General features: G+C 65.1%; 23 protein-coding genes. 9 read left to right on the forward strand and 14 right to left on the reverse strand.

Annotation, left to right across the window (positions count from 1 at the left end):
- From D769_RS32995 to D769_RS14300, 4 genes are all read right to left on the reverse strand, one after another.
- The coding region (locus tag D769_RS32995; RefSeq protein WP_008646170.1) for a DUF6587 family protein at positions 1 to 161 on the reverse strand (161 nt) is incomplete at its 3' end.
- Positions 162 to 176: 15 nt separating this feature from the next.
- A complete protein-coding gene (feoB, locus tag D769_RS14290; protein ID WP_008646171.1) occupies positions 177 to 2,039 on the reverse strand; it encodes a ferrous iron transport protein B in 1,863 nt (620 codons plus the stop codon).
- Positions 2,040 to 2,062: 23 nt separating this feature from the next.
- Positions 2,063 to 2,365 (reverse strand): FeoA family protein, encoded by a 303-nt coding sequence (locus tag D769_RS14295; protein WP_008646172.1) that lies wholly within the window; start codon positions 2,363 to 2,365, stop codon positions 2,063 to 2,065.
- A 338-nt stretch (positions 2,366 to 2,703) separates the two neighbouring features.
- Entirely contained in the window at positions 2,704 to 3,597 is an 894-nt protein-coding gene (locus D769_RS14300) for a LysR substrate-binding domain-containing protein (RefSeq protein ID WP_008646173.1), read from the reverse strand.
- 143 nt (positions 3,598 to 3,740) lie between these two features.
- On the opposite strand from D769_RS14300, the gene D769_RS14305 reads away from it, so the two are divergent.
- The 3 genes from D769_RS14305 to D769_RS14315 all read left to right on the forward strand — a co-directional run bounded on the left by D769_RS14305 (position 3,741) and on the right by D769_RS14315 (position 7,808).
- Complete coding sequence (locus D769_RS14305; protein ID WP_008646174.1) at positions 3,741 to 5,537, forward strand: acyl-CoA dehydrogenase family protein; 1,797 nt, start codon at positions 3,741 to 3,743, stop codon at positions 5,535 to 5,537.
- 109 nt (positions 5,538 to 5,646) lie between these two features.
- Positions 5,647 to 6,645 carry a tripartite tricarboxylate transporter substrate binding protein gene (locus D769_RS14310; protein ID WP_008646175.1) on the forward strand — a complete coding sequence of 333 codons (999 nt, stop codon included), beginning with the start codon at positions 5,647 to 5,649 and terminating at the stop codon, positions 6,643 to 6,645.
- Between the two features lie 23 nt (positions 6,646 to 6,668).
- Entirely contained in the window at positions 6,669 to 7,808 is a 1,140-nt protein-coding gene (locus D769_RS14315; protein WP_008646176.1) for a CoA transferase, read from the forward strand.
- A gap of 74 nt (positions 7,809 to 7,882) precedes the next feature.
- Here D769_RS14315 and D769_RS14320 read toward each other — a convergent pair whose 3' ends face one another.
- From D769_RS14320 to D769_RS14335, 4 genes are read right to left on the reverse strand one after another with little or no spacing between them, the layout of a single operon-like run.
- Positions 7,883 to 9,583 (reverse strand): lactate permease LctP family transporter, encoded by a 1,701-nt coding sequence (locus D769_RS14320; RefSeq protein ID WP_008646178.1) that lies wholly within the window; start codon positions 9,581 to 9,583, stop codon positions 7,883 to 7,885.
- A gap of 58 nt (positions 9,584 to 9,641) precedes the next feature.
- Positions 9,642 to 11,087, reverse strand: a complete 1,446-nt coding sequence (locus tag D769_RS14325; protein WP_008646179.1) for a LutB/LldF family L-lactate oxidation iron-sulfur protein — start codon at positions 11,085 to 11,087, stop codon at positions 9,642 to 9,644.
- On the reverse strand, positions 11,084 to 11,794 hold the full coding sequence (locus D769_RS14330) for a lactate utilization protein C (RefSeq protein ID WP_008646180.1): 711 nt from the start codon (positions 11,792 to 11,794) through the stop codon (positions 11,084 to 11,086). The genes D769_RS14325 and D769_RS14330 overlap by 4 nt, the downstream gene beginning before the upstream one ends.
- Positions 11,791 to 12,576 carry a (Fe-S)-binding protein gene (locus D769_RS14335; RefSeq protein ID WP_008646181.1) on the reverse strand — a complete coding sequence of 262 codons (786 nt, stop codon included), beginning with the start codon at positions 12,574 to 12,576 and terminating at the stop codon, positions 11,791 to 11,793. Before D769_RS14335 ends, D769_RS14330 begins: the two co-directional genes overlap by 4 nt.
- Positions 12,577 to 12,713: 137 nt before the next feature.
- Between D769_RS14335 and D769_RS14340 the strand changes: the two genes are divergently transcribed.
- Entirely contained in the window at positions 12,714 to 13,412 is a 699-nt protein-coding gene (locus tag D769_RS14340) for a FadR/GntR family transcriptional regulator (protein ID WP_008646182.1), read from the forward strand.
- 71 nt (positions 13,413 to 13,483) lie between these two features.
- Here D769_RS14340 and D769_RS14345 read toward each other — a convergent pair whose 3' ends face one another.
- On the reverse strand, positions 13,484 to 14,578 hold the full coding sequence (locus D769_RS14345; RefSeq protein ID WP_008646183.1) for a permease: 1,095 nt from the start codon (positions 14,576 to 14,578) through the stop codon (positions 13,484 to 13,486).
- Positions 14,579 to 14,780: 202 nt separating this feature from the next.
- Between D769_RS14345 and D769_RS14350 the strand changes: the two genes are divergently transcribed.
- Positions 14,781 to 16,163, forward strand: coding sequence for an ethanolamine ammonia-lyase subunit EutB (locus D769_RS14350; RefSeq protein ID WP_008646184.1), 1,383 nt, complete (start codon positions 14,781 to 14,783; stop codon positions 16,161 to 16,163).
- Positions 16,164 to 16,180: 17 nt separating this feature from the next.
- Positions 16,181 to 16,951 carry an ethanolamine ammonia-lyase subunit EutC gene (eutC, locus tag D769_RS14355; RefSeq protein WP_008646185.1) on the forward strand — a complete coding sequence of 257 codons (771 nt, stop codon included), beginning with the start codon at positions 16,181 to 16,183 and terminating at the stop codon, positions 16,949 to 16,951.
- Positions 16,952 to 16,969: 18 nt separating this feature from the next.
- Here eutC and D769_RS14360 read toward each other — a convergent pair whose 3' ends face one another.
- The 3 genes from D769_RS14360 to D769_RS14370 form a co-directional block, all read right to left on the reverse strand.
- Positions 16,970 to 17,443: a YbaK/EbsC family protein gene (locus tag D769_RS14360; RefSeq protein WP_008646187.1), complete on the reverse strand. Its 474-nt coding sequence runs from the start codon at positions 17,441 to 17,443 to the stop codon at positions 16,970 to 16,972.
- A 34-nt stretch (positions 17,444 to 17,477) separates the two neighbouring features.
- Entirely contained in the window at positions 17,478 to 18,431 is a 954-nt protein-coding gene (locus tag D769_RS14365) for a LysR family transcriptional regulator (RefSeq protein WP_008646188.1), read from the reverse strand.
- A gap of 84 nt (positions 18,432 to 18,515) precedes the next feature.
- Positions 18,516 to 19,829, reverse strand: coding sequence for an MFS family transporter (locus D769_RS14370; protein ID WP_008646189.1), 1,314 nt, complete (start codon positions 19,827 to 19,829; stop codon positions 18,516 to 18,518).
- Positions 19,830 to 20,226: 397 nt separating this feature from the next.
- Here D769_RS14370 and D769_RS14375 point away from each other — a divergent pair, with 397 nt between their 5' ends.
- The 3 genes from D769_RS14375 (at position 20,227) to D769_RS14385 (ending at position 22,470) form a co-directional block, all read left to right on the forward strand.
- Positions 20,227 to 20,550, forward strand: coding sequence for a hypothetical protein (locus D769_RS14375; RefSeq protein ID WP_008646190.1), 324 nt, complete (start codon positions 20,227 to 20,229; stop codon positions 20,548 to 20,550).
- A gap of 126 nt (positions 20,551 to 20,676) precedes the next feature.
- A complete protein-coding gene (locus tag D769_RS14380) occupies positions 20,677 to 21,834 on the forward strand; it encodes an acyl-CoA dehydrogenase family protein (protein ID WP_008646191.1) in 1,158 nt (385 codons plus the stop codon).
- Positions 21,835 to 21,894: 60 nt separating this feature from the next.
- Complete coding sequence (locus D769_RS14385; protein ID WP_008646192.1) at positions 21,895 to 22,470, forward strand: hypothetical protein; 576 nt, start codon at positions 21,895 to 21,897, stop codon at positions 22,468 to 22,470.
- A gap of 163 nt (positions 22,471 to 22,633) precedes the next feature.
- On the opposite strand, the gene D769_RS14390 is transcribed toward D769_RS14385, so the two are convergent.
- Together D769_RS14390 and D769_RS14395 are read right to left on the reverse strand one after the other, a co-directional pair.
- The gene (locus tag D769_RS14390) at positions 22,634 to 23,005 is read right to left on the reverse strand and encodes a hypothetical protein (protein ID WP_008646193.1); all 372 of its coding nucleotides are present in this window, start codon (positions 23,003 to 23,005) and stop codon (positions 22,634 to 22,636) included.
- A gap of 105 nt (positions 23,006 to 23,110) precedes the next feature.
- Positions 23,111 to 25,730: pitrilysin family protein (locus D769_RS14395; RefSeq protein ID WP_008646194.1), on the reverse strand; the 2,620-nt coding region annotated here is incomplete at its 5' end.

Raw genomic sequence — 25,730 nt, forward strand, 5'->3', positions numbered from 1 at the left:
CAGCCACGCCAGCCGCTGGCCGATGCGCCGCCCAGCCCCGCCGCCAGACTCGCCTTCAAGCGCTCGCGTGTGCGCGGCATGTAGCGGCCCACCACGTGCAGGGCGCACGCCAGCACGATCAGCGGAACCACCAGCGTTTCAAAGGCTTGATAGAGCGTCATGGTCTTTGTGCCTGTTCAACTGAACATCAACGCCACGCGGTACGTGATAAACGACGCGAGGTAGGTCAGCCCGCCCAGATAGGCGACGGAGGCGGCCATCACCTTCCAGGAGTTGGTTTCGCGACGGATCACGGCGAGCGTGGAGATGCACTGCGGCGCGAAGACGTACCACGCCAGCAGCGACAGCGCGGTGGCCAGCGGCCACTGAGCGGCAATCATCGGTGCGAGCTGCGTGGCCACGGCGTCGTCACTGCCGGACAGCGCGTAGACCGTACCCAGCGCGCCCACGGCGACCTCGCGCGCAGCCATGCCGGGCACCAGGGCGATACAGATCTGCCAGTTAAAGCCGATCGGGGCGAAGACATGCTCGAGCGCGCGCCCGATCATCCCCGCGAAGCTATAGTCGATTGCCGGCATGGTGGCGCCTTCGGGCGGCGACGGGAACGTCGCCAGGAACCACAGCAGCACCGTCATCGTCAGGATCACCCGGCCGACGCGTGACAGGAAGATGCGGGCGCGTTCCCACAGGCCAATGGCGATGTCGCGCGGATTCGGCACGCGATACGCCGGCAACTCCATCAGCAGCGGATGCTCGGTGTGGTCGCGGCGGAACCACTTGAGCACGTATGCCACCAGCAGCGCGCTGACGATGCCGGCCACGTAGAGCACGAAGAGCACCAGGCCCTGCAAGTTGAACAATCCGGCCACCGTGCGTTCCGGAATGAATGCGGCGATCAGCAGCGCGTAGACAGGCAGGCGTGCCGAGCAGGTCATCAGCGGCGCCACGAGAATGGTCGTCAGCCGGTCGCGCGGATCCTGGATCGTGCGCGTGGCCATGATCCCCGGAATCGCGCAGGCGAAGCTGGAGAGCAGGGGAATGAACGAGCGGCCGGACAGGCCCGCGCTCATCATCAGGCGGTCAAGTAGAAACGCCGCGCGTGGCAGGTAGCCCGATTCCTCGAGCGTCAGGATAAACAGGAACAGGAACAGGATCTGCGGCAGGAACACGATCACGCTGCCAACGCCCGCGATGATGCCGTCCACGATCAGGCTCTTGAGCATCCCGTCTGGCATCGTCGTGCCGACCAGCTCGCCGAACCAGTGCACGCCGGCCTCGATGCCGTCCATCAACGGCGTAGCCCACGAGAACACGGCCTGGAACATGAAGAACAGCAGCACCGCCAGAATGACCAGGCCGAAAACCGGGTGCAGCACCACGCCGTCGAGCTTGTCCTCGAACTGCGCGGTGCGCGTGGGCATCGTGACGGCGACGTCGAGCAACCGCTTGACCTCGGTGTGCGTATCAAGCTCCGACACGCTATCGAGCGGCTGGGCCGGCGGCGCCGGTGGCAGCGTGTCGTCGAACAGCTTGATCAGCGATGCGGCGCCATCGTGCTTGACCGCGACGGTTTGCACCACTGGCACGCCAAGTTCACGCGACAGCGCTTCGCGATCGATCTTGATGCCGCGCCGTTCGGCGGCATCGCTCATATTCAGCACCACCACCATCGGCACCCCAAGGCGGCGCAGTTCCAGCACGAAGCGCAGGTGCAGGCGCAGATTGGTGGCGGCCACCACGGACACGATCAGGTCCGGGCGCGTCTCGCCCGGGCGCTGGCCCAGGCAGACCTCGCGCGTGATGGCTTCATCCAGGCTGGCGGAGTCCAGGCTGTAGGCGCCCGGCAGGTCGAGGATGCGAACCGTGCGACCGCCCGGCGACACGAACTGGCCTTCCTTGCGTTCGACGGTGACGCCCGCGTAGTTGGCCACCTTCTGGCGGCTGCCGGTGAGACGATTGAACAGTGCGGTCTTGCCGCAGTTGGGATTGCCTACCAGCGCAATGCGCAGGGCGGCGGTGGGATTCTGTGCGACTGACATGTGAGTGCGAAGGGGCAGGCCGGTTACGCGATGCGCTGCGATGGCGGCGCTTCGGTTTCGCCGGCTGGCGCGATGCTGGTCACGGTGGCGCTGGCCACTTCCACGGTGATGCGGGCGGCTTCCGAGCGGCGCAACGCGAATCGCGAGTAGCCAACCTGGGCAACGAGCGGATCCCTGCCGAACGGTCCGAACGCGATGATCTGCACGGTCTCGCCGGGCACGAAACCCAGGTCGCGCAGACGGCGCGCAATGGGATCATGCGTGAATTCGTCATCCACGGATTTCACGACAGCGGCAGTGCGCCGGGGCAGTTCAGACAACCGCATATGCTTCCAGTCCAGGGGCGCGATCAGCGCCGCGCGGCAGGCTCGGAACCTGCCGGGTACGTAAATAGAAATCGTTCTCGATTGTATAGCATTCGTAGCAGTTTGGCGCTTTGACGGTGGTTTACCGCGCATCGCAAATTGGGAAATCGACGACGATTTGCCCCCGGTAAACCCCCCTTATGTACCGAATAACACAATTGCGGTATTGGTTGCGAAGTTGCCTCGGGGCTAAGCTGCAAGCACGCTGAACACCCCGTTCCACGCGTACTTCTCAAGCCACTGGCTTCGGCCAGTGGCTTCTTCTTTTGGCGCATTCCTGGCGTGTTCTTGCCGAGTGACTAGATGTCTGCCTCGCTGGCGGCCAGCCTGACCATTTCGACGAAATGGTCGCGTGCCGGGTGATCCGGCGCCTGTTTCCACACGCAATACACCTCCGAGGGCACGGTCGCATCCGCAAGTGGCCGAAACGCGGCACCTGCCATGCCGGAGCGCGCCATCGCAGCCGGCACCACGGCAATCCCCATCCCCTGTGACACCAACGACACCACGGACAGCCAGTGCCGCACCTCATGGCGAATCTGGGGATAGAAGCCGTGCGCGGCGCACATGTCGAAAATGCGGCTGTAGTAGTCGGGCGACGCCTTGCGGGAGAACAGGACGAATGGCTCGCCGCGTAAGTCAGTGAGCGCTACCGTATCCTGTTGGCCAAGCGGATGCTTGGCTGACATGCAGCAGACAAACGGTTCGCGGTGCGCCAGCGTGGTGGCCAGCTCATCCGGCACGCGGCTGGTATGGACAAAGCCCGCATCGAGTTCACCGTGTAAAAGTGCATCAATCTGCTCTTGCGAGTTCAGCTCGGTCAGGGCCACGTGGATGCCGGGATAGCGCGCCTGGAATTCCTTCAGGCGCTGGGGCAGGCCACGATAGAGCATCGACCCCACGAAGCCGACCCGCAGCCGTCCCACCGCGCCGGCCTCGATCTCCCGCGCCAGCAGGCGGGCTTCCTCGGCCTGCGCCAGTAGCGCCATGGCCGATTCCCGAAACGCGCGTCCGGCCGCGGTCAGGCGCACGCCACGGCTGTCGCGTTCGAACAGCCGGGCGCCGACCGAGGCTTCTAGTTGCTGGATATTGAGCGATAGCGGCGGCTGCGAAATCGACAGTCGCCGGGCGGCGCGCCCGAAATGAAGTTCCTCGGCGAGCACAAGGAAGTAGCGCAGATGTCGGAATTCCATGGCGATACAAAATTTGTATTGATCGAGCCAATTTTAGAATTAGACACGAATCGTTGGGGTTTGAATAATGGACGCAAACCATCCCGCCCGACAGCCGCCCGACAGGCATCGTGTCCAGGACGGGGACCTCCAGGAGACGATTCATGCCGACCAGCGCCGCGCGCCCAGCCGCGTCCACCACCGTGTACCCCGAAGTTGCCGCGCATCCGGTGCCAGATCGCCATGGCGCGAGCCTGTTCACGGCCGATCCGGACCTGCGCGCGCTGCTGCCGCTTTACCTGCCGGCCGACCTGTTCAACCACCTGCTGCCGCACCTCGAGCGCATGGGCGCACTGGCCGGCGGCGTGCTCGACGAACTGGCCAACGAGGCCGATCACGCGCCGCCCACGCTGTCGCACCGCACCCGCACCGGCCTTGATGCCCAGCGCATCCACAAGCATCCGTCCTATGTGGAACTGGAGCGCGTGGCGTTCTCGGAATTCGGGCTGGCTGCAGTGTCGCATCGCGGCGGCGTGCTCGGCTGGGACAAGCCGATGCCCCCGGCCGCGAAGTACGCACTGACCTACCTGTTCGTGCAGGCCGAATTCGGCCTGTGCTGCCCGCTGTCGATGACCGATTCGCTGACGCGCACGTTGCGCAAGTTCGGCGATCCGGCGCTGGTCGACCGATTCCTGCCGAACCTGACCACGCAGGTGTTCGACGACCTCTATCAGGGCGCGATGTTCATGACCGAGCAGGGGGCCGGCTCTGACGTCGCTGCCACGACCACCCGCGCGATTCGCGACGACAACGCCGAGGGCGGCTGGCGTCTGGTGGGCGACAAGTGGTTTTGCTCGAATCCCGATGCCGCGCTGGCGATGGTGCTGGCGCGGGTGGAGGAAGCCGACGGTTCGGCCGTTGCCGGCATCAAGGGCGTCTCGCTGTTCCTGTTGCCGCGCACGCTGGCGGATGGCAGCGCCAACCACTTCCGCATCATCCGTCTCAAGGACAAGCTCGGCACACGCTCGATGGCCAGCGGCGAGATTCGGCTGGAGGGCGCGCACGCCTACCTGGTTGGCGAACTGGGCCGTGGTTTCGTGCAGATGGCCGACATGATCAACAATTCGCGCCTGTCCAACGGCGTGCGAGCGGCCGGCCTGATGCGCCGGGCGCTGACCGAGGGCCAGTTCATCGCCCGCGAGCGCCGCGCGTTCGGCAGGCGCCTGGCGGACATGCCGCTGATGCGTCGCCAGTTGCTGAAGCTGACGCTGCCCACGGAGCAGGCGCGCACGATGGTGTTCCAGACTGCCGAAGCCCTGCGCCGTGCCGATGCGGGCGATGCCGACGCCTATCCGCTGATGCGCATCCTGACACCGCTGATCAAGTTCCGCGCCTGCCGCGATGCGCGCAAGGTCACGGGCGATGCGATGGAGATCCGCGGCGGCTGCGGCTACATCGAGGAATGGAGCGACCCGCGCCTCGTGCGCGACGCGCATCTCGGTTCGATCTGGGAAGGCACGAGCAATATCGTCGCGCTCGACGTGCTGCGCGCAATTCGCCGCGAGGGCTCGCTGCCCGTGTTGCAGGCACACCTGCAGGCGCTGCTTGGCGATACGCCGATGCATGCCACTGCGCGCGCCACGTTCGACCTGGCGCTGGCCAACACCGTCGCGCTGGCGACCCGTGCGGCAGACGCTGGGGCCGATGGTGACGTGCTGGCGCGTCAGGCAGCTTCCGCGCTGTATCACGTGACCAGTGCCGTCGCCATGGCATGGGAAGCCGGTCAGATCGGTTCGGTTCGCCGGATGCGGCTGGCGCAACTGGTGCTGGTGCATCGCGTGCTGCCGCAGGATCCGCTCGGCGGCGGCGTCGAACCCGAGTGGCTGGCCGAAACCGTGGAGCCGCCCGCCGATGGCGTGGTGCGCGCGGCGGGGCCCGTGGACCAGATCAACGTGTTCTGACGGCTCACCCAGAGAACACCCAGGCAGTACGGTGCGCCCGCAACGGCGCACCTCGCGCGCCCGCGGCGCGCATTCCAAACATAAAAAGCTTTACCGGAGACAACCCATCATGCCCCAATGGCACCGCCGCGCGGCCCTTGCCGCGCTGACCTCGTTGGTCGCCTGCACGTTCACGCTCACCACCACACCGGCCTTCGCGCAGAAGGAATTCCCGAGCAAGCCGATCATGCTGGTGGTGACCTATCCGCCCGGCGGACCTACCGACGCGATGGCCCGCACGCTGGCCGCTGCGTTGAAGAACAGCCTTGGCCAGCCCGTAGTCGTGGAGAACCGCGCGGGAGCCGGCGGCAATATCGGCGCGGAAGTCGTCGCGCGTGCCGAGCCCGATGGCTACACGCTGATGTTCGGCACGTCGGCGCCGCTGGCCATCAACGTCAGCCTGTATCGCAAGATCAACTACGACCCGGTCAAGAGCTTCGCGCCGGTGATCCAGATTGGCCAACTGCCCAATGTGCTGGTGGTAAATCCGAGCGTGCCCGCGAAGAACGTGCAGGAGCTGATCGCGTACAGCAAGGCGCATCCGGGCAAGCTGTCCTATGCGTCGTCGGGCAATGGCGCATCGTCGCATCTGGCCGGTGTGCTGTTCAACAACCTGGCCGGCACCGACTTCCAGCATGTGCCATACAAGGGCACCGGCCCGGCGCTCAATGATCTGCTGGGTGGGCAGGTCAGCATGACCTTTACCGATGTGCTGACCGCGCTGCCGTTCATCAAGAGCGGCAAGGTGCGTGCGCTCGGGGTGACCACGAAAGGGCGTTCGCAGGCATTGCCCGATGTGCCCACCGTGGCGGAACAGGGTGTTGCCGGCTTCGATGTTTCGGTATTCTTCGGTGTGGTAGCACCTGCCGGTACGCCGCCGGAAGTCATCCGCAAGCTCAATCACGCATTTGCCGATGCGTTGGCACAGCCAGACGTGCGCAAGACGCTGCTGGCGCAGGGGCTGGAGTTCGCGCCGGCCACCACGCCAGAGCAGCTTGGTGGTTTCGTGAAGTCGGAAGTCGGCAAATGGCGTTCCGTGGTGCAGAAGTCGGGCGCGCAGCTCGACTGATCATGACAAGAACAGGAGGAGACATGACGCCATTCACACCCGGCGCGCTGGCAGGCATTCGCGTAGTCGATCTGTCGCGCATTCTGGGCGGCCCGCTTTGCGGCCAGATCCTCGGCGATCACGGCGCAGACGTACTCAAGATCGAGCCGCCGCAGGGAGATGACACACGCACCTGGGGGCCACCGTTCCGCGATGGCGTGGCGTCGTACTACTTCGGCCTCAATCGCAACAAGCGCATCATGAAGCTGGACCTGACGGCCGATACCGACCGCGAAGTCTTGCTGACGCTGCTGGCCGATGCCGACGTGCTGATCGAGAACTTCAAGACCGGCACGCTCGAGAAATGGGGCCTTGGTTTCGATGTGCTGTCGCAGCGCTTCCCCCGGCTCGTGCATTGCCGCGTGTCGGGCTTCGGCGCCGATGGTCCGTTGGGTGGCCTGCCGGGTTATGACGCGGCGATCCAGGCGATGGCCGGCATCATGAGCATCAACGGCGAGGCCGACCGGGAACCGCTGCGCGTTGGTTTGCCCGTGGTGGACATGGTCACTGGTCTGAACGCCGCGCTGGGTGTGCTGCTGGCATTGCAGGAGCGAGAGCGCAGCGGACGTGGGCAGTTCGTGGAATCGGCGCTATATGACTCGGGCTTGTCGCTGTTGCATCCCCATGCGGCCAACTGGTTCATGAGCGGCAAGACGCCCGGGCGCACCGGTAACGCGCATCCGAACATCTACCCGTACGACACGGTGGCCACCGCGACCGATCCGATCTTCCTTGCCGTCGGCAACGATCGGCAATTCCGCATCCTGTGCGAGTACCTCGGCGTGGCGGAGCTGGCCGACGACGAACGCTTTGCAACGGCAGGCGCGCGCTCGGTCAACCGGGCGCAATTGAAGGGCACGCTGGAATCGAAGCTGGCCACGTGGGACGGGAAGGCGCTGGCCGACGAACTGTCTGCGGCCGGTGTCCCGTGCGCACCGGTGTTGTCGGTGCCCGATGCACTGACGCATCCGCATACCGCCCATCGCGAGATGGTGGTGGAGATGCCCGGCGGCTACAAGGGCCTGGGCGCCCCGGTCAAACTGAGCCGCACGCCGGCGACGTACCGGTATGCACCGCTGACCGAAGGCAACCAGTTCCTGCCGCGCGAGGCGGCGAACGATTGAATTGGGTGTCAACCGTTGGTATGCGCACCCCTCTCCCGCGCGGGAGAGGGGTGTAAAAACGACCTCACCGCTTCTTACCCCGGAATCATCCCCGTCAGCCAGTACGCCTGGATCATCGTGATCACACCCACGATGGCTGCGAACAGCAGGCTGTGCTTCACGGTGAAGCGGAACAGTTCCGACTCCTTGCCGACCAGACCCGTCGCCGCGCAGGCCACTGCGATCGACTGCGGCGAGATCATCTTGCCTGTTACGCCGCCCGTGGTGTTGGCGGCCACCAGCAGCGTGTCCGATACGCCGATCTGATGCGCGGTCGTATGCTGCAGCGAGCAGAACAGCGCGTTCGACGACGTATCCGAGCCGGTCAGGAACACCCCCAGCCAGCCCAGCAGCGGCGAGAAGAACGGGAACGCCGCGCCGGTTCCGGCCAGCAGCAGCGCCAGCGTCGATGACATACCGGAGTAGTTGGCGACGAACGCGAACGCCAGTACCAGACCGATCGAGGCGATCGGACGGCGCAGTTCCAGCAGCGTTTCCTTGAAGGTGGTGATGGCATCGCTCGGCTTCATGCGCAGCAGCACCGCAGAGATGATGGCGGTCAGCAGGATCGCGGTACCGACGGCCGACAGCAGGTCGAGCTTCAGCACAGCCTCGTAGGGCTTGGGCGATGCCACGATCGGGGCGCTCTTGATCACGAGTTGGTCGAGCATCGGTACCTTGAACTTCAGTACCGTTCCCGCCAGCGCGCCGTTGCCGGCGAACAGCGCCTTGAACGGTGCCAGGCTCCAGACCGTGACGATGGCGGTCAGAATGCCGAACGGCGCCCATGCGCGCACGGTCTGGCCGAACGTGTAGGGCGATGCTTTGCGGCTCGCGGGCGCACCCATACCGCCACCGAACCCGGCCATCGCCACAGTGCCGCCAGCCGCAACCGTGCCACCAGCCGCTTGCGATGCCGAGCGCGGTTGCCACACACGCAGGAACGCGGCGAGCGAGATCAGACTGACCAGTGCCGACGTGATGTCCGGCAGCTCGGGACCGATGTGGTTCGACGTGAAGTACTGCGTGACGGCGAAGCTGCCACCGACGACCAGCGCGGCTGGCCAGGTCTCGCGCACGCCCTTGGCGCCATCCATCATGAACACCAGCCAGAACGGCACAGCCAGCGACAGCAGCGGCAATTGGCGGCCCGCCATCGCGCCGATATGCATCGGGTCGATGCCCGTGACCTGTCCGGCCACAATGATCGGAATGCCCATCGCGCCAAACGCCACCGGCGCGGTGTTCGCGATCAGGCAGAGCCCGGCCGCATAGAGTGGGTTGAACCCGAGCCCGACCAGCAGCGCGGCGGTAATCGCCACCGGTGCGCCGAAGCCCGCCGCACCTTCCAGGAACGCCCCGAAGGCAAAGCCGATCAGCAGCATCTGCAGGCGCTGGTCATCGGTGATCGACAGCACCGACGCGCGGATGACGTCGAACTGCCCGGTCTTGACCACGATCTTGTAGAGGAACACCGCGGTGACGATGATCCACGCGATTGGCCACAGGCCATAGGCAAAGCCGAATCCGGCCGCGGCAAATGCCTGCTGTGCCGGCATCCCGTACGCGAAGATCGCCACGGCCAGCGCCAGTGCCAGCGTGACAGCCGCCGCCACATGGCCCTTCATGCGCAGTACCGCGAGCGCGACGAAGAAAAACAGGATGGGTATCGCCGCCGCGAGCGCGGACAGCCAGAGGCTGCCCAGCGGCGTATAGATCTGGGTCCAGGGTTGCATCTGGAAGTCTCCTTGGTGGTTTGTCTGAATTCTTTTGGTGGGATGCCGCTCGATGCCGCTACTCGGGCTGGTTGCGTGCGTCGAGCAGGTCGGAAAGGCTCTTTGGCGCCGGTGTCAGTGGCTTGCGATGCTGCGTCCAGCCCATCTGCCGCGAGGGCGTCAGCGCCCGCAGCCGGGTGGCGGCCCAGCGGAACAGGCGGTACGTGGTGGGGTGGGCGAACGCGCCGCTCCAGAAGCGCCAGACCAGATGCTCGCGGCGACTGAACTTCGCGCCCTGGCCCTTGAGCGGGTGCGGCACGGCCTCGTCGGGGTTGCGGTTCGACTCAGTGCGCAGCCGCACCAGCAGCTGCGGAATCGGAATGCGCACGGGACAGACCTCGCCGCACGCGCCGCACAGGCTCGATGCCGTTGCCAGGTCGGCCGTGGCGTCGAGGCCGAGCAGGTGGGGCGAGATGATCTTGCCGATCGGGCCCGGATAAGTCGTGCCGTAGGCATGACCGCCGATGCGCGTGTAGACCGGGCAGTGGTTCATGCACGCGCCGCAGCGAATGCACTGCAGCGTGGCGCGTAGCTGCTCGTCGGCGTATGCCTGGCTACGGCCGTTGTCGAGCAGCACCAGATGGACTTCGCGCGGACCATCCTGCTCATGCGGCTTGCGTGGGCTCGAGATCAGGTTGAAGTAGGTGGTGATGGGCTGCCCGGTCGCGGAACGCGTCAGCAGGCTGGAGAGCGGCACGATGTGCGACAGCTTCGCCACCACCTTCTCCATGCCCATGACGGCGATATGCACGTCGGGCACCGTGGTGGAAAGACGGCCATTGCCCTCGTTCTCCACCAGCCACAGCGTGCCGGTGTCCGCCGCCGCGAAGTTGACGCCGGACAGGCCGATATCGGCCTCGACGAACGCCTGGCGCAGCGCGCGGCGGCCGGTCTGGATCAGCGCATCCACGTCTTCCGTGTACGGCGTATCGGGGATGTGTTGCTCGAACAGCGTCGCGATATCGGCCTTGGTCTTGTGGATCGCCGGCATCACGATGTGCGATGGCTTCTCGCCGGCCAACTGGACGATGTACTCGCCCATGTCCGATTCGATGCAGTCGATGCCGCGCTCGGCCAGGTAATGGTTGAGTTCCATCTCCTCGCTGGCCATCGACTTGCCCTTGATCACGCGCCGGGCGGCGTGGCCCTGCGCGATCCGCAGGATGATCGCGTTGGCTTCATCGGCGGTCTCGGCCCAGTGGACCTGCATGCCGGCTGCGGTCAGATTGCCTTCGAGTTCGACCAGCAGGTCGGGCAGATTGGCCAGCGCGTGCTGGCGGATGGCTTCGCCAAGGTCACGCAGGTGCTCGAGCTCGTCACCGTCGGGGAACTGCACGGCCCGCTTCTGCTGAAGGAAGTCCATCGCGCCGCGAAAGCTCTTGCGCAGCTTGGGATCGTCGAGCGCGGCGCGCGCGCGGGCGCGAAAGTCCTCGGTGGGAACGAAATGCAGGGGTTGCTGGCTCATCGCGCGGTTTCTCCGTCGGTCACGATCACGACCCACAGCCTGCGTGGGCCGTGTGCGCCGTAGGCCAGCGTCTGCTGGATGTCGGAAGTCTTGGACGGGCCGGAGACCATCACCAGGTTGGTCGGCATGCCGTCCGACCAGTGCTCGGCACGCGCGGCGGCATGAAGGTCAGGGTGCAGCGTCGATGCGTAGACCAGCGCGATATGCGTGGGCGGCACCAGTGACATCGTGCGTGGTGATCCGGCATCGGGCGCCAGCACCAGCGTGCCGGTAGCGGCCAGCCCGGAGCGGGCCACGGTGAAGCCGGCATCGACGGTATCGAACAGTTCCGCCTTCCAGGCTTCCAGCGGACGGTCGAACGTTACGGTGTCGATGCTGGATGGCAGCGCCCGCGCAAGTGCGGCGCCTTCGGGGCAATCGCGGTCCAGCAGCAGTCGGCGCACGCCTTCGTCCGCCAGCCGCCGCGCGACCCATGCGGGCCAGCTTGCCGCGTCGGTGCAGATCACGTCGGCGTGGGAGGCAGTCAAGGCGGCCTGCATCGAGGCGACCATCGCGTCGATCGACGGTGCCTGACCACGGCGGCTATCGAAATGGTCGTCGATCCGCTGGTCCAGTTTCTGGGTGTCTCCGCTCAGCGCCGCGCCGGAGGTGGGCGCGGCGGCACGCAGCCGCCCGATCATGCGCTCGCGCGCGCTCATCGACGTCATTCGGCACCTCCGGTGCGGCGCCACAGGAACGAAGCCAGATGCTCGACCGGCAGCGGCGCGCCGGTGTGGGCGGCGGCATGGCCGATATTGAGCAGGCAGCCGCAATCGGCGGAGACGAGCCGGTCGCACCCGGTGGCGCAGGCGGAGGCCACCTTGTCGCGCACCATCGCGCCGGAGATATCGGCGTGCTTGAGCGAGAACGTGCCGCCAAAGCCGCAGCATTCGGACTCGCGCTCATGCTCGACGCGTGTCACCCCGGGCAGCGCGTCCAGCAACGCCACACCGTGAGCGCGCGTACCCATTTCGCGGCGTGCCGCGCAGGATGTATGCAGCACCACGCGCTCGTGCGGCGCGTCGGCGGGCGTGGCGTCGAAGCGCACATGAAGCACATTGAGCAGGAACTCGGCGAGTTCGTAGACGCGGGCGGCAATGTCACGGGCCAGCGCAGCGGCTTCAGGGTCGCTGGGGTCGTCGGCAAACAGCGTGGGCCAGTGATGGCGCATCATGCCGGCGCATGAGCCGGACGGCACGATGATCGGCCAGGGTTCCCGGAACAGGTCCAGTTGCGCGCGGGCGACCTTGCGAGCCTGCTCGGGGTTGCCGCTGCTGTACGCCGGCTGGCCGCAGCAGCTTTGTCCGCGTGGAAAGTGAACGGTCAGGCCTTCGCGCTCGAGCAATCGCACGGCATCCAGGCCGGCCTGCGGAACGAAGAGATCAACGAGGCACGTGCCGAACAGGTACACCTGCTGTGGCGCGGTGGTGGGGTACTGCCTGGATTCCATTTGTCAGTCTCCGGATGGCGGCGCAACCTGCCCGGCAAGGCGCTGCGACATTTTTGGGCGCATAATTCCCGCTCTCGCGCCGGAGCACAAATTGGTTGGACCAGTTACCGGAACGGCCGGATTTCAAGGGATGAGGGATGGGGGCAGGCAACGCACGCAACCGTGTGGAAGACATCATGCGCAGGATGGAGACCGCGCTGCTGGACGGCACCTGGCCCGTCGGCACGCGGCTGCCTGCGGAGCGTGTTCTGGCGGAGCAGTTCGGGGTGGCGCGCAACACGATCCGCGAGGCGATCCAGCGCCTGGCGGCGCGAAACCTGCTGCAAAGCCGGCGCGGCGCGGGCGTATACGTCACCGATCAATTGCGCACGGGCATCGCCTCACCCTGGGGCCAGCTCGTGGCCGATCACCCGGCGCTGCGCGATGACATCCTGGAGTTCCGCCGGGTGCTGGAAGGCGCCACCGCCTACTTCGCGGCGTTGCGTGCCGATGCGTCGGATCTGAAGCGTATCCGCACGCTGCTCAAGGAACTGGAGCGCTCGCGCATGACGGATGACAAGCGCGCCGAGGCCGATGCGGATGCCAGGCTGCACGACGCCATCGCGCAGGCATCGCACAACACGATGTTCCTGCATCTGCATACCAGCGTGATTGGCATGTTGCGCGAGCACATCACGATCAACGGCACGGGGCTGCGCGAGGCCGATGATGAATCGTCGGACCTGCTGCTGCGCCAGCACCGCACGCTTTGCGAGGCGATTCTGGCGCGCCGGCCGGAGGAAGCCCGCACGGCGATGCAGACGCACATCGACTTCGTGCGGAGCAAGGTCGACTAGTCTTTCCGCATATTGGTCGTACCAATTTCTGCGTACGACAAAGCAATGAAATCAAGCACTTGGCTGAGCGCCTACACAAGCCCGGCCGTGGTCAGTTCGCGCTTTACGTAGGCATAGAAGATCGGTCCCGCGATCACGCCGGGGATGCCGTAGAGCGTTTCCATCACCAGCATCACCGTCAGCAGCTCCCATGCGGCGGCGTGTATACGCGCACCGATGATCCGCGCATTGAGGAAGTACTCGAGCTTGTGGATCACCACGAGGAACAGCAGCGACACCACCGCGATCGGCAGCGAGACCGAGAGCGAGGCGATGACGATGGCCGTATTCGAGATCAGGTTGCCCAGCACCGGCAGCAGTCCGGCGATAAACGTGATGGCCACCAGCGTCTTGGAGAGCGGCAGGTGCTGGTGGAACAGGGGCAGCAGCACCAGCAGGTAGATCGCGGTCAGGATCGTGTTGACGAGCGAGATCTGGATCTGCGCGAAGATGAACTGCGAGAACGCAGTCTGCAGCGTACGGGCCCGGTCCACCAGTGCCAGGGCGAGCGGACGACGGTTCGGGCGGGAAATGGCGCGGTACAGCGCGACCATCGCGCCGATGATGAGGCCGACGAGGATATGGACCAGCGTGCGCAGGATATCGGCGCCGAGTCGCTGCGCCATCTGCGCGTGCTCACGCAATGCCGAGATCAGGGTCGTGGCGAGTTCGTCGACCCCGTTGGGCAGGTAGTCGCTCAGCCAGGCTGGCAACTGAGCGCGAGAGCGGTCGATGATGTCGGCGGAATGGTCGAGCAGCCGGTCCAGCGTATTGCCGTCGCCGCTGACGAAGCGGATGAGCGCCCAGATGCTGCCGGTCAGCACCAGCAGGATGATGGTGGACAGGATCGCCACGGCGATGGCGTCGCGGCGCGAATGCAGTCGCATCAGCCGTGGCGCCAGCACATCCACCAGCGAATAGAGCAGCAGGCCGGCGAGCAGCGCGGACACCAGGTTGGCGTGCATCACCAGCAGCAGGGCCCCGGCGGTCAGCACGTACGACACGGCCTTGACGCTGAACCAGGCGGCGGGAGTCAGGGGCCGGGTTTGGTCAGGCTGTTCGGTGCTGCCGGTTCCGGCGCGGTTTTCGGTCTGTTCGGTGTCCAATTCGTTGTCCAACTGCGGCATATCTCGGCTGAGAGCGGGGCGTTGCGGAAATGAAGCAAGGAAGCAATCGCCACGATTGTCGATGCCGGGCGTAACAATGGCAAGACAGGATGACGAGACAAGCAGATGACGGGACAAACTGTGCGGACGATTGCTCGGGCGTGATACTTGCAGCACTGGCCTATATTGAAGTTCCGTGGCAGCCCTTCAGGAGACCACTTGCATGGCCTTCACGCATACCGTCGGCGTACGCCGGCACGTCTTTGACGATCTGCGCACGCTGCTGGCCAAGGCCAGCCCGGCCCGGTCTGGCGACGCCCTCGCGGGTATCGCCGCAGCCAGCGAAGAAGAGCGGATGGCGGCGCGTATGGCGCTGGCGGACATGCCGCTGGCGCATTGCCTTGCGGAGCCGCTGATTCCTTACGAGGCTGACGAGGTCACCCGGCTGATCGTGGACAGCCATGACGCGCAGGCGTTCGCGGCGCTTGCCAGCCTGACCGTCGGGGAGTTCCGGGACTGGCTGCTGCGGCACGATACCGATACGGCCACGCTGGCCCGGGTGGCGCCCGGCGTCACCCCCGAGATGGCGGCGGCCGTGAGCAAGCTCATGCGCAACCAGGACCTGGTGGCCGTGGCGCGCAAATGCGCGGTGGTCACCGCCTTCCGCAACACCATCGGGCTGCCCGGGCGCCTCGCCGTGCGGCTGCAGCCGAACCATCCGACCGACGACCCGCGCGGCATCGCCGCGTCGATCATCGACGGGCTGCTGTACGGCTGCGGCGATGCCACCATCGGCATCAACCCGGCCAGCGACAACCTTGGGGCGATCACCACGTTGCTGAAGCTTCTGGATGACATTCGCACCCGCTACGAGATCCCCACCCAGTCCTGCGTGCTGACTCACGTCACCAACACCTTGCGCGTGATGGAGCAGGGCGCGCCGGTCGATCTGGTGTTCCAGTCGGTGGCTGGCAGCCAGGCAGCCAATGAAGCGTTCGGCATCTCTCTGGCGCTGCTCGAAGAGGCACGGCAGGCGGCGTTGTCGTTGCGGCGCGGTACGGTGGGGCACAACGTGATGTATTTCGAGACCGGCCAGGGCAGCGCGCTTTCCGCCAACGCCCACCATGGTGTGGACCAGCAGACCATGGAGGCGCGCGCGTATGCGGTGGCACGCCGGTTCGAGCCGCTGCTGGTCAATACCGTGGTGGGGTTCATCGGTCCCGAGTATCTCTACGACGGCAAGCAGATTATCCGGGCCGGGCTGGAGGACCACTTTTGCGGCAAATTGCTGGGCGTGCCGATGGGCTGCGACGTCTGTTACACGAACCACGCCGAGGCCGACCAGGACGACATGGACAACCTGCTGACGTTGTTCGGCGTGGCGGGTATCAACTTCATCATGGGGGTGCCCGGCGCCGACGACATCATGCTGAACTACCAGAGCACGTCGTTTCATGACGCGCTGTATCTGCGCGAAGTCCTCGGCCTGCGGCCCGCGCCGGAGTTCGAGGCGTGGCTGCGCAAGATGGGCATTGTCGACGCGGGCGGGCGGTTGCTGGAGCCTGGTGCGCGTCAGCCGCTGCTGACCATGGCGGACACGCTTTGAATGGGAGGACGGACACCATGTCGACGCCAGCGAACCCCGAAGACCCGTGGGCGCGTTTGCGCCAGTTCACACGCGCCCGCATCGCTATCGGCCGCACCGGTCACGCGCAGAAGACCGCGTCGATCCTGGCATTTGGCCTGGCCCATGCACAGGCGCGTGATGCCGTGCATCTGGCGCTCGATGTGGTGGCGTTGGAAACCGCGCTGCGCGATGCCGGCTTGGATGCGCTGCACGTGCTGCACGCGCATGGCGCAGCGGCGGATCGCGACCAGTACCTGCGTCGCCCTGACCTGGGCCGGAGTCTCGATGCCGAGAGCCGCGCGCGACTCGTTCCATCGGCGCAGCCATACGATGTCGTCTTCGTGATCGCCGACGGGCTTTCCGCACTGGCCGCGCAGCGCCACGCGGTGCCGCTGCTGCAGGCCGTGCTGGCGCGTCTGCATGACTGGCGGGTTGGACCGGTGGTGGTCGCGCGGCAATCGCGGGTGGCGTTGGGCGACGAGATCGGCGAGCGCCTTGGCGCGCGGCAGGTGGCGATGCTGATTGGCGAGCGTCCGGGGCTCAGTTCGCCGGATAGCCTTGGGATCTACCTGACATTCGACCCCCGCGTGGGGCGCACGGATGCACAGCGCAACTGCATCTCCAACGTGCGGCCCGAAGGACTGTCCTATGCGCAGGCGGCGGACAGGCTGGTGTTCCTGATGCGAGGGGCGGTAGCGCTCGGTCGGTCCGGCGTGGACCTGAAAGACGACAGCGCCACCGTGTCGGCGGCGCTGTCACACCCCTGAAGACATGAGAGATGGGGGCTACATCATGCGGTGCGAGAACTTGCCGCTTGCCGCATCGCTCATCAACGTCATGAACTGATCGCGTTGCATGTGCACGAGTTCCATGTGGTCGCCGGCCTCGAACCAGACTTCCGGTTCGTCGAACAGGCTTTCGTCCACGTAGGTCTGCATGCCGTACGACATCGCGCAAGGCGGGATGGCGCCGAGGTCGCAGTCCTTGAACACTTCGCGGATCTCATCCTCATGCGCGAGCACGAGCTTGCGGCCGGTCATCTCGCAGATGGTTGACATCTGCAGATGGTGACTCGAAGGAATCACAACCGCCACATAGCCGCCTTCGTCCTCAAGCAACAGCGTTTTGGCCAGACGGTTTCCTGGTACATGGGCAGCGTGCGCAGTGGCCATGCTGCTGAGGCTGTAAGGATGACGAATGATGTCGAACTGGCTGTTCATACGGCTGAGCCGGCCAGCCAGAGTGCCTGCCATTGCCATGATTGCCTTCCTTCCCACGCGAGCCACGCGCAGTTTAGTCCTGAGTGTTCTCACTATAGGCACTGTCGGCACCGCCGGCACGGATGCGCGGCCAGATCGCCTGCAGCTCTGTTCTCAGGAACGTAAGCAGGTAGCGCGTTGCCATGGTCTGGTAGCGATTGGGCATGGTCAGCATGTACAGCTTGCTGCCGAACGCACTGATCTGATAGTCGCCGAGCAGCGATTCCAGCGCGCCGCTGGCCAGTTCCTTGTCCACGGCATAGAGCGGAAAAATGCCGATGCCGAGCCCGCCGACCACGGCCTCCTTGAGGAAGGCGAAGTTTTCGGAACTCAGGGTTGGCTCCAGCACCACCTGTTCGCGCTCGGCCGTGCCGTCGCGTGTGCCCGACACCTTGAGTTTCTGCCCGATCGGCGACGCGCACACGATCGCATGGGTCGTCAGGTCGGCCAGTACCGCGGGCGGCGTGCGTCCGGCCAGATACGACGGCGCGGCGCAAAGCAGCCAGTCCACCCCGCCGATTTCCGTGGCAACGACCGAGTCGGGAGGCGTGGAGATGATGCGCAGCGCCACTTCCACATCCTCGGAGACGAGGTTGTGGATGCGGTTGTCGAACACGACGTCGAGCGTGATATCGGGATAGCGCTGCTTGAAGCGCACCAGCAGCGGCGAGATCATCGTGTGACCCAGCCCGGTGGGTACCGACAGCCGCACATGGCCCTGGAGGCTCTTGCCCATGCTGCTGATCAGCGCGTTGGCCGCGGCCACTTCGCCCAGGATGTTCTTGCCGTGCTCGTACAGTCCGGCGCCCACCGGCGTCGGTTCCACGTGCCGGGTCGTCCGGCGCAGCAGTTGCACGCCGAGTTCCTCTTCCAGCGCCTTGAGGTGGTAGCTGACGTTGGCGCGCGTCATCTTGAGCTTGCGCGCGGCGGCGCTGAGGTTGCCGGCATCGACGATATCGACGAACAGGCGCAGGGCGTTGAGATCCATGGCGGGGAGGCGAGCGAAGGGCGCGTGCAAATAGAAAGGGGCCCGAAGGCCCCTCAGTTTGCCATGACTGCGGCGGGTGGCCGGTCAGTGCTCGTGATGCAGGTACTTGGCCTGGCGCGGCAGGCGCAGGCTGACCAGGAACGCCACCACCATCATCGCGGTGACATACCAGTAGAACGTGCTCTCGTGCCCGATTGACTTCAGGCCCAGCGCCACATACTCCGCCGAGCCGCCAAAAATGGCGTTGGCGACCGCGTATGCCAGGCCGACGCCCAGCGCGCGCACCTCCGGCGGGAACATCTCGGCCTTCACGATGCCGCTGATCGACGTGTAGAAGCTGACGATGGCCAGCGCCACGCAGATCAGCAACAGCGCCATCTCGGGGCTGCTGACGGTCTTGAGCGCGGTCAGGATCGGCACCGTGGCGACTGCGCCCAGCGCGCCGAACATCAGCATGTTGTTGCGGCGACCGATGCGGTCCGACAACATGCCGAACAGCGGCTGCATGCACATGTACAGGAACAGGCAGCCTGTCATCACGTAGCTGGCCGTCTTGATCGGCATGCCTGCCGTGTTGACCAGGTACTTCTGCATGTACGTGGTGAACGTGTAGAAGATCAGCGAGCCGCCGGCCGTGTACCCGAGCACCGTGAAGAACGCGGCCTTGTGGTGGCGGAAGAGCTCGCCCACAGTGCCGGCGCCTTTGCTGTTGCGCGACTGGGCGGTGGTCGTTTCATGCAGCGTGCGGCGCAGCAGCAGGGCCACCACCGCGGTGACCGCGCCAACCACGAACGGGATGCGCCAGCCCCAGGCCTTGAGTTCGGCCTCGGTCAGCAACTGCTCCAGGATCACGATCACCAGCACGGCCAGCAGCTGGCCGCCGATGAGGGTCACGTACTGGAACGATGAGAAGAAGCCGCGCCGGCCCTTGAGCGCCACTTCGCTCATGTACGTGGCGGTGGTGCCGTACTCGCCACCGACCGAGAGGCCCTGCAGCAGCCGTGCCAACAGCAGCAGCGCCGGCGCCAGGTTGCCAATGGCGGCATAGGTCGGCAGGCAGGCGATCATCAGCGAGCCGAAGCACATCATCGTGACCGAGATCACCATCGAGTGCTTGCGGCCGGTGCGGTCGGCGATGCGACCGAATAGCCATCCGCCGATTGGCCGCATCAGGAAGCCGGCCGCGAACACCCCGGCGGTGTTCAGGAGCTGCGCGGTGGGGTCGGCTTTGGGGAAGAACGATGACGCGAAATAGATCGCGCTGAACGCATAGACATAGAAGTCGAACCATTCCACCAGATTGCCGGACGATGCGGCAACAATCGCGAAGATGCGTTTCTTGACTTCTTCGGGGGAGGGTGCCGTACCGGTGGTGACGGAAGAGGCGGTGTCTGTCATAGGACCTTCTGATTCTTGGCGGTGGGGCTTGCCGCCGGATGGGGGCGGGCGCAATGGGCGACGAGGCCAGGCGGTTCGTGGCGGGAGCGACGTCGCACACTGGGGCCCGTGTGCCTACTTAGCGTAACTCGTAAAACGAAGACTGCACAGCAGAAGTGCGCAGATGGTTGCCAGCCAAATTCGGAAGGGCCCAGCCCGCGCTGGGTTCGCGGAACATTGTCTTTACGGGTGAATAGTGTTTCTGCAAATGCTGGTGTGGGCTGGCGCGGAATTTGGCTGCCTCGCGCCTCACTTGACCGTATGGCTTGCATGACGCTTCACGCTGCGCAATGATGCTTGCGGATTGCGCCCCAGCCCCCTTATCCAAGTCTTTCCCGATAATTCCCGAAGCCTGCCAATGCCCGTTTTGCGTTATCTGCTGATTCTGCTGCCGCAGTTGTTGCTCATGCCATTGATCGCGCAGGCAGAACCCGATCTCGTGCAATGCCAGCGCGTCGATCAGTCGCAACTGCGTTCGGCGTCGGAGGAGACGCTGCTGTTCCTGCGCTGCCGCGCGCGGGAGATTTCTTATGAGGCCCCACGGCTCAAGGGCGTCACGCAGAAGTTCAAGGACGATCTTGTGTTCTCGTGCCTGGACCAGGCCGACGCTGTCGAGCATCAATTGCGCGTGAGCTATGGCTATACCCGCGAAACCCTCGCCAAAAAGAAATGTGATCGATAGGATTCAATTTGGCTTATTGTCAAAAAATACTGTCGGTTCTGTCCAAGTCGCAGTGGATTGTCAAATTCGATAGTCCGCGTACCATTGTTCGCCTTCGTTATCGCATCTGAATCACCGGAGATTGCCATGGCCCTCGACGCCGAATCCTTTTCCCTGCTGCGCGCCTCGGTGCAGCGTTTTATCGACGATCGCCTGAAGCCGGCCGAGGACACGCTCGAAGAGATTGACGATGTGCCGGCCGATATCGTGGCCGACATGAAGGAAATGGGCCTGTTCGGCATCTCGATTCCCGAGAGCTACGGTGGCATCGGCCTGTCGATGTCGCAGGAATGCGATGTGGTCTACGACCTGGGCCACACGGCTTTTGCTTTCCGCTCGGTGTTCGGCACCAACGTGGGTATTGGCTCGCAGGGCATCCTGATGGACGGCACCGAGGAGCAGAAGCAGACCTATCTGCCGAAGATCGCCAGCGGCGAACTGATCATCTCGTTCGCGCTGACCGAGCCGAACGCCGGCTCCGACGCCGCCTCGCTGCAAACGCGCGCCGACCTCGACGGCGACCACTATGTGATCAACGGTACCAAGCGGTTCATCACCAACGCGCCGCGCGCGGGAGCGTTCACGCTAATGGCACGCACGGGTGGCCAGGGCGCGTCGGGCATTTCGTCGTTCATCGTGCCGGCCGATACCCCGGGCATCTCGCTGGGCAAGCCGGACAAGAAGATGGGCCAGCGCGGTACCAAGACGTGCGACGTGGTACTGGAAAACGTGCGCGTGCCGGCAGCCAACATCATCGGTGGCGTTCCGGGCATGGGTTTCAAGACGGCGATGAAGGTGCTGGATCGTGGCCGCCTGCACATCTCGGCGCTGGCCTGCGGCATGGCGCACCGGCTGATCACCGATGCCGTGGCGTACGCGAAGGAGCGCAAGCAGTTCGGCAAGCCGATCGGCGATTTCCAACTGATCCAGGGGATGCTGGCCGACAGCCAGGCCGAACTCTATGCGGGCCTGTCGATGGTGCGCGATTGCGCGCAGCGATATGATGCGAAGCCGGCAGGCAAGAGCGATCCGGAAGTCAGCATGCTGGCATCGTGCACGAAGATGTTCTGTACCGAGATGGTGGGCCGCGTGGCGGACCGCGCGGTGCAGATCCACGGTGGCGCGGGTTATATCGCCGAATACAAGGCCGAGCGCTTCTACCGCGACGTGCGTCTGCTGCGCCTCTACGAAGGCACGACGCAGATCCAGCAGCTCATCATCGCCAAGCAACTGCTGCGCGACTGAGCACGGCTCAAGAAAGCCGGAACGATCAGGCCGGATGGGCCTGAGGGGATAGGAGACAGGATGAGCAGGTTCCAGGTAACGGCCTCGCAAGGGCCGGTCACGGCGGGGCAGCAGTCAAAGGTGTCCCAGGACGATCTCCGCGAAGTGCATCGGCTTCGTGCCGTGGTGGCGACGTATCGCACGACGCTGCAGGCTTACACGCTGGTCGTATCCCCGGACGAACTGATGTCGCTGGGCCGCGGCCCGGAACCGTCGCATTCGGCGCGCGACTATCGCGCGCAAGCCCATCTGGACCGGTTGCTGAACTCGGTACGCGACTGCGGTCTGGCGCTTCCCAGCGCGATCGTCGTCGCGGTATCGGGCGGCAGGATGCAATGCGAGTGCGATCACCTGTACACGCTCGAAATGCATCCACGCGATGGCGACCACCTGATCGTGCTGGACGGCTATGACCGTTTGGCAGCGCTGGCCAGCACCGGACGCGGGAATATCAAGACACTGGTGACCGCCGTGTTGTGCTGCACGGCCATCGACGGCGCGGCGGTCGAGTCCCAGCCAGCCAATGAAGCGGATCGCGCGATGATGCACACCTCCGCAGCCGCCCGCTGGGCCGGCGCGATGCGCGTCTGGCAATAACACCGGCTGCAGTAATAGCAGTAGCAATAGCAACGGCTTTGACGATTGCGCTGGCGGATGCGGCAACGGTGAACGATGCCGCCATCCTTGCTGTCACTGGGGAAATCGCTGGCAACGCCATTGCCACCATCACCACAGCTACCGCCGGGCCGGTTTCAACCGATCACGCCCACACGCCGTCCACATCGCGTAGCAGGTGTCCCGCCAGGATGTAGTCACCGAGGCGGCTCGCCTTGGCTTCGAGCTCCAGAAGATGCTGATCGGCCATCGTGCCGAGATCGAACTGGCAATACAGATTGCGTTGCCGGAACGTTGTCTTGGGTTTGCCAAGCCCTTCGATCAGGGCGTCATGGGAGCGGACAGCGATGCTCTCCTGTCCGCGGTACTGCACCTTGATACCGCGCTTCTCTCCGAGCCGTCCGAGTTCGACGGCGTCCTGCCATCCGGTCTCGTAATCCAGCTCAAGCGCAAGCATCTGCTCAGAGGCCAGAAGCCTGAGCGCTTCTGCCTTGCTGCTAGCTCGCACAATCGACATCCATACCTCTAGTCTGAATGATCACTGTATGAATATACAGTGATTGTCGTCAGGTCTCAAGGCTTGGGGGATGACGTTTCCGTCATCCCTCGCTGCATTGCCGGATCAGGGTCGGGCTGGTTCTGCTGGGGCGGCTGCGGGCGCGGTGCCGGGTTCCGCCGCCGTTGCGGCCGGGGTGCTTGCACCCGAGCTGAAATCCCCGGCAAATGCCTGCGTCAGCGTATTCGGACTCAGGTAACGCCGGATCGCGTCGTTGACCGCCTCCGGCGTGGCCTTGCTGATGCGAGCCTCCACTTCCGCCGTATGGGCCATGGTGCGGCCAAGGTAAAGCTGGTTCGCCAGCGCCCCAGCCAGCACGCCATCCCTTGTGCGGCTGATCAGGCCCTGTTGCAGTAGCCCGCTGACGGCTTCGGACAGCTCGACGGATGTGATGCCATCGCGCACAAAGCGTTGCATTTCTTGATCCACCGCGTCGCGCAGGCGCGTCTGGTTCTGCGGTGCGTAGACGGCCCATAAGGCAAAGCGTCCTGCGCGGTCGAGTGCGCCGATCGACAGCGAACTCGAGACACCGTAGCTGATGCCTTCCTGCTGCCGCAGCCGGTCGGCCAACCGGCTGCGCATACCGGTGCCGCCGAGCACTCTGGCTGCGATCAGCATCAGCGGGTAGTCCGGCGAGTCGTTGAGCAGATCGACGGGTTGCGATGCCAGGTACACAGCGTTGGCCTTGCCAGGCGTGTCGAGCGTGAAGTTGGCCGCCGGAATGGCGATGAACGGGCGATCCACGCGCTCGAACGGTACCTGGGCTCGCCAGTCGCCGAACAGGAACTGGATCTGCTTCGCGGCGTCGTCGGCGTCGAAGTCGCCGACGATCGCAAGTTGCGCATGGTCGGCGCCGTAGAACTGCGCATGGAACTCGCGCAGATCGGCCTGCGTCACTCTCCTGAGGCTGGCCACGCTTTCGTCGAAGGTTGGCGTGTAGCGTGGATCCTCGGCCGGATATGGGTTGCCATGGCGCCCGAGGGCGTTCGGCGCCAGCGCGTTGGGCTGGCGACGCTGGCTGTCCACACCCGCGATACTGCTGGCGCGCAGGGTTTCCAGTTCGGCCGACGGGAATGTCGGCATGCGCAGCACCGTGCGCAACAGGTCCAGCAGGTCGGGCAGGTAGGCGCGGTGCGTCTCGAACCGTACCGTCAGCCGCTCCGAACTGCCCGAGATCGATACATTGGCCTTGAGCGCCTCGAGCCGATCTGCAATCTGCTGACGGCTGAACACGCCCGCGCCACGGTCGAGCATTCCGGCTGTCAGCGAGCCAATCGCTGTTTTCCCTTGCAGGGACTGGGTATTGCCCAGATGCAGGACCAGCGTGCCATTGACCGCTTCGCCGCGCGTCGGCTTGGATAGCAGCGCCAGCTCCATCCCGTTTGGAAGCGTCTGGCGCACCGTGTGGGCGTCAATGTTGGTCGGGCTCGGGTCGAACGTGGGCACGGCCTGCGCGACAGCCTTGCCGGCGTAGTCGCGCACCAGCGCTGCCACGTCGGGCGACTGCGGAATGGTCGCAAGCTGGGGCTTGTCTCCCGGCAGGAACTCGCCGACCGTGCGGTTCGTCTGGCGCAGGTAGTTCTCCGCCACGCGCTGTACGTCTTCCAGCGTGGTGGTTTCCACGCGGTCGCGCGCGATAAAGAGCAGGCGCCAGTCGCCCTTTGCGATGGATTCGGACAGCGCCACGCCATAGCGTGCCGGATCGTTGAGAATCTTCTCGTACGCGTTACGCATCCGCACGCGGGCGCGATCCAGTTCGTCCTGAGTGACTGGCTTTGCGGCCAGTCCTTCGATTTCCGCGAGCAGCGCCGCGCGCACCGGCTCGATGGGCCGGTCCTTGCCTGTCCCTGCCGCGAACAGGATCACGCCGGGATCCTTCATCGCGTCGAACATCGACATCTGCCATGCGGCCTTGCGTGTGTCCACCAGCGCATGTTCGAGCCGCCCTCCCGGCGTGTCGGCGAGGATGACCGTCAGCAGCGCCAGGGCCGTGGTGTCGGGATGCGCGCCCGGCGCGACGTGATACATCGCGGCCACGATGCTGCTGTCGCCTGGGCGCGTCAGTGTCAGTTCCCGGGCGCCTTCCTGCGGCGGTTCCACGGTGTGCTCGGTCGGGAGCACGCGCGTGGGCCGCGGAATCTGCCCGAACGCCTGCTCGATCTGTGACAGCGCACGCACCGGATCGAACTGCCCGGCTACCACCAGCACCGCGTTGTCGGGCTGGTAGTAGCGTCGATAGAACGCCTGCAGGTTCTCGATACCGACACGCTCGACATCGCTGCGCGCGCCGATCGGCGCCTTGGCGTAGTTGTGCCACCGATAGGCCGCCGCGTACATCTGCTGTTGAAGCATCCGCATCGGATTGTTCTCACCGATCTCCATCTCGTTGCGTACGACCGTCATTTCCTTGTCGAGGTCGGCGCGCGAGATGAAGCTGTTGACCATGCGGTCCGCTTCCATCCGGAGCGCCCAGTCGAGGTTGTCGTCGCTGGCTGCAAAGGTCTCGAAATAGTTGGTGCGGTCCTGCGCCGTCGTGCCGTTGAACTGCATGCCGCGGCGGGCGAACTCGGTGGGAATCGTCCGACCTGGCAATGACGGCGTGCCCTTGAACATCAAGTGCTCGAGCAGGTGCGCCATGCCGGTTTCGCCGTAGTTCTCGTGCCGGTGTGCATAAGCAGCTTTCGTG

This window comes from Cupriavidus sp. HMR-1 (assembly GCF_000319775.1).
Classification (GTDB): Bacteria; Pseudomonadota; Gammaproteobacteria; order Burkholderiales; family Burkholderiaceae; genus Cupriavidus; species Cupriavidus metallidurans.

What these genes read in the sequence shown, in the direction of transcription:
- feoB (WP_008646171.1), bottom strand. Translation starts at nt 2,039, where the DNA reads ATGTCAGTCGCACAGAATCCCACCGCCGCCCTGCGCATTGCGCTGGTA.
- D769_RS14370 (WP_008646189.1), bottom strand. Translation starts at nt 19,829, where the DNA reads ATGACAGACACCGCCTCTTCCGTCACCACCGGTACGGCACCCTCCCCC.
- D769_RS14335 (WP_008646181.1), bottom strand. Translation starts at nt 12,576, where the DNA reads ATGGAATCCAGGCAGTACCCCACCACCGCGCCACAGCAGGTGTACCTG.
- D769_RS14305 (WP_008646174.1), top strand. Translation starts at nt 3,741, where the DNA reads ATGCCGACCAGCGCCGCGCGCCCAGCCGCGTCCACCACCGTGTACCCC.
- eutC (WP_008646185.1), top strand. Translation starts at nt 16,181, where the DNA reads ATGTCGACGCCAGCGAACCCCGAAGACCCGTGGGCGCGTTTGCGCCAG.
- D769_RS14385 (WP_008646192.1), top strand. Translation starts at nt 21,895, where the DNA reads ATGAGCAGGTTCCAGGTAACGGCCTCGCAAGGGCCGGTCACGGCGGGG.
- D769_RS14365 (WP_008646188.1), bottom strand. Translation starts at nt 18,431, where the DNA reads ATGGATCTCAACGCCCTGCGCCTGTTCGTCGATATCGTCGATGCCGGC.
- D769_RS14330 (WP_008646180.1), bottom strand. Translation starts at nt 11,794, where the DNA reads ATGACGTCGATGAGCGCGCGCGAGCGCATGATCGGGCGGCTGCGTGCC.
- D769_RS14390 (WP_008646193.1), bottom strand. Translation starts at nt 23,005, where the DNA reads ATGTCGATTGTGCGAGCTAGCAGCAAGGCAGAAGCGCTCAGGCTTCTG.
- D769_RS14345 (WP_008646183.1), bottom strand. Translation starts at nt 14,578, where the DNA reads ATGCCGCAGTTGGACAACGAATTGGACACCGAACAGACCGAAAACCGC.
- D769_RS14310 (WP_008646175.1), top strand. Translation starts at nt 5,647, where the DNA reads ATGCCCCAATGGCACCGCCGCGCGGCCCTTGCCGCGCTGACCTCGTTG.
- D769_RS14315 (WP_008646176.1), top strand. Translation starts at nt 6,669, where the DNA reads ATGACGCCATTCACACCCGGCGCGCTGGCAGGCATTCGCGTAGTCGAT.
- D769_RS14380 (WP_008646191.1), top strand. Translation starts at nt 20,677, where the DNA reads ATGGCCCTCGACGCCGAATCCTTTTCCCTGCTGCGCGCCTCGGTGCAG.
- D769_RS14350 (WP_008646184.1), top strand. Translation starts at nt 14,781, where the DNA reads ATGGCCTTCACGCATACCGTCGGCGTACGCCGGCACGTCTTTGACGAT.
- D769_RS14325 (WP_008646179.1), bottom strand. Translation starts at nt 11,087, where the DNA reads ATGAGCCAGCAACCCCTGCATTTCGTTCCCACCGAGGACTTTCGCGCC.
- D769_RS14300 (WP_008646173.1), bottom strand. Translation starts at nt 3,597, where the DNA reads ATGGAATTCCGACATCTGCGCTACTTCCTTGTGCTCGCCGAGGAACTT.
- D769_RS14295 (WP_008646172.1), bottom strand. Translation starts at nt 2,365, where the DNA reads ATGCGGTTGTCTGAACTGCCCCGGCGCACTGCCGCTGTCGTGAAATCC.
- D769_RS14340 (WP_008646182.1), top strand. Translation starts at nt 12,714, where the DNA reads ATGGGGGCAGGCAACGCACGCAACCGTGTGGAAGACATCATGCGCAGG.
- D769_RS14375 (WP_008646190.1), top strand. Translation starts at nt 20,227, where the DNA reads ATGCCCGTTTTGCGTTATCTGCTGATTCTGCTGCCGCAGTTGTTGCTC.
- D769_RS14360 (WP_008646187.1), bottom strand. Translation starts at nt 17,443, where the DNA reads ATGGCAATGGCAGGCACTCTGGCTGGCCGGCTCAGCCGTATGAACAGC.
- D769_RS14320 (WP_008646178.1), bottom strand. Translation starts at nt 9,583, where the DNA reads ATGCAACCCTGGACCCAGATCTATACGCCGCTGGGCAGCCTCTGGCTG.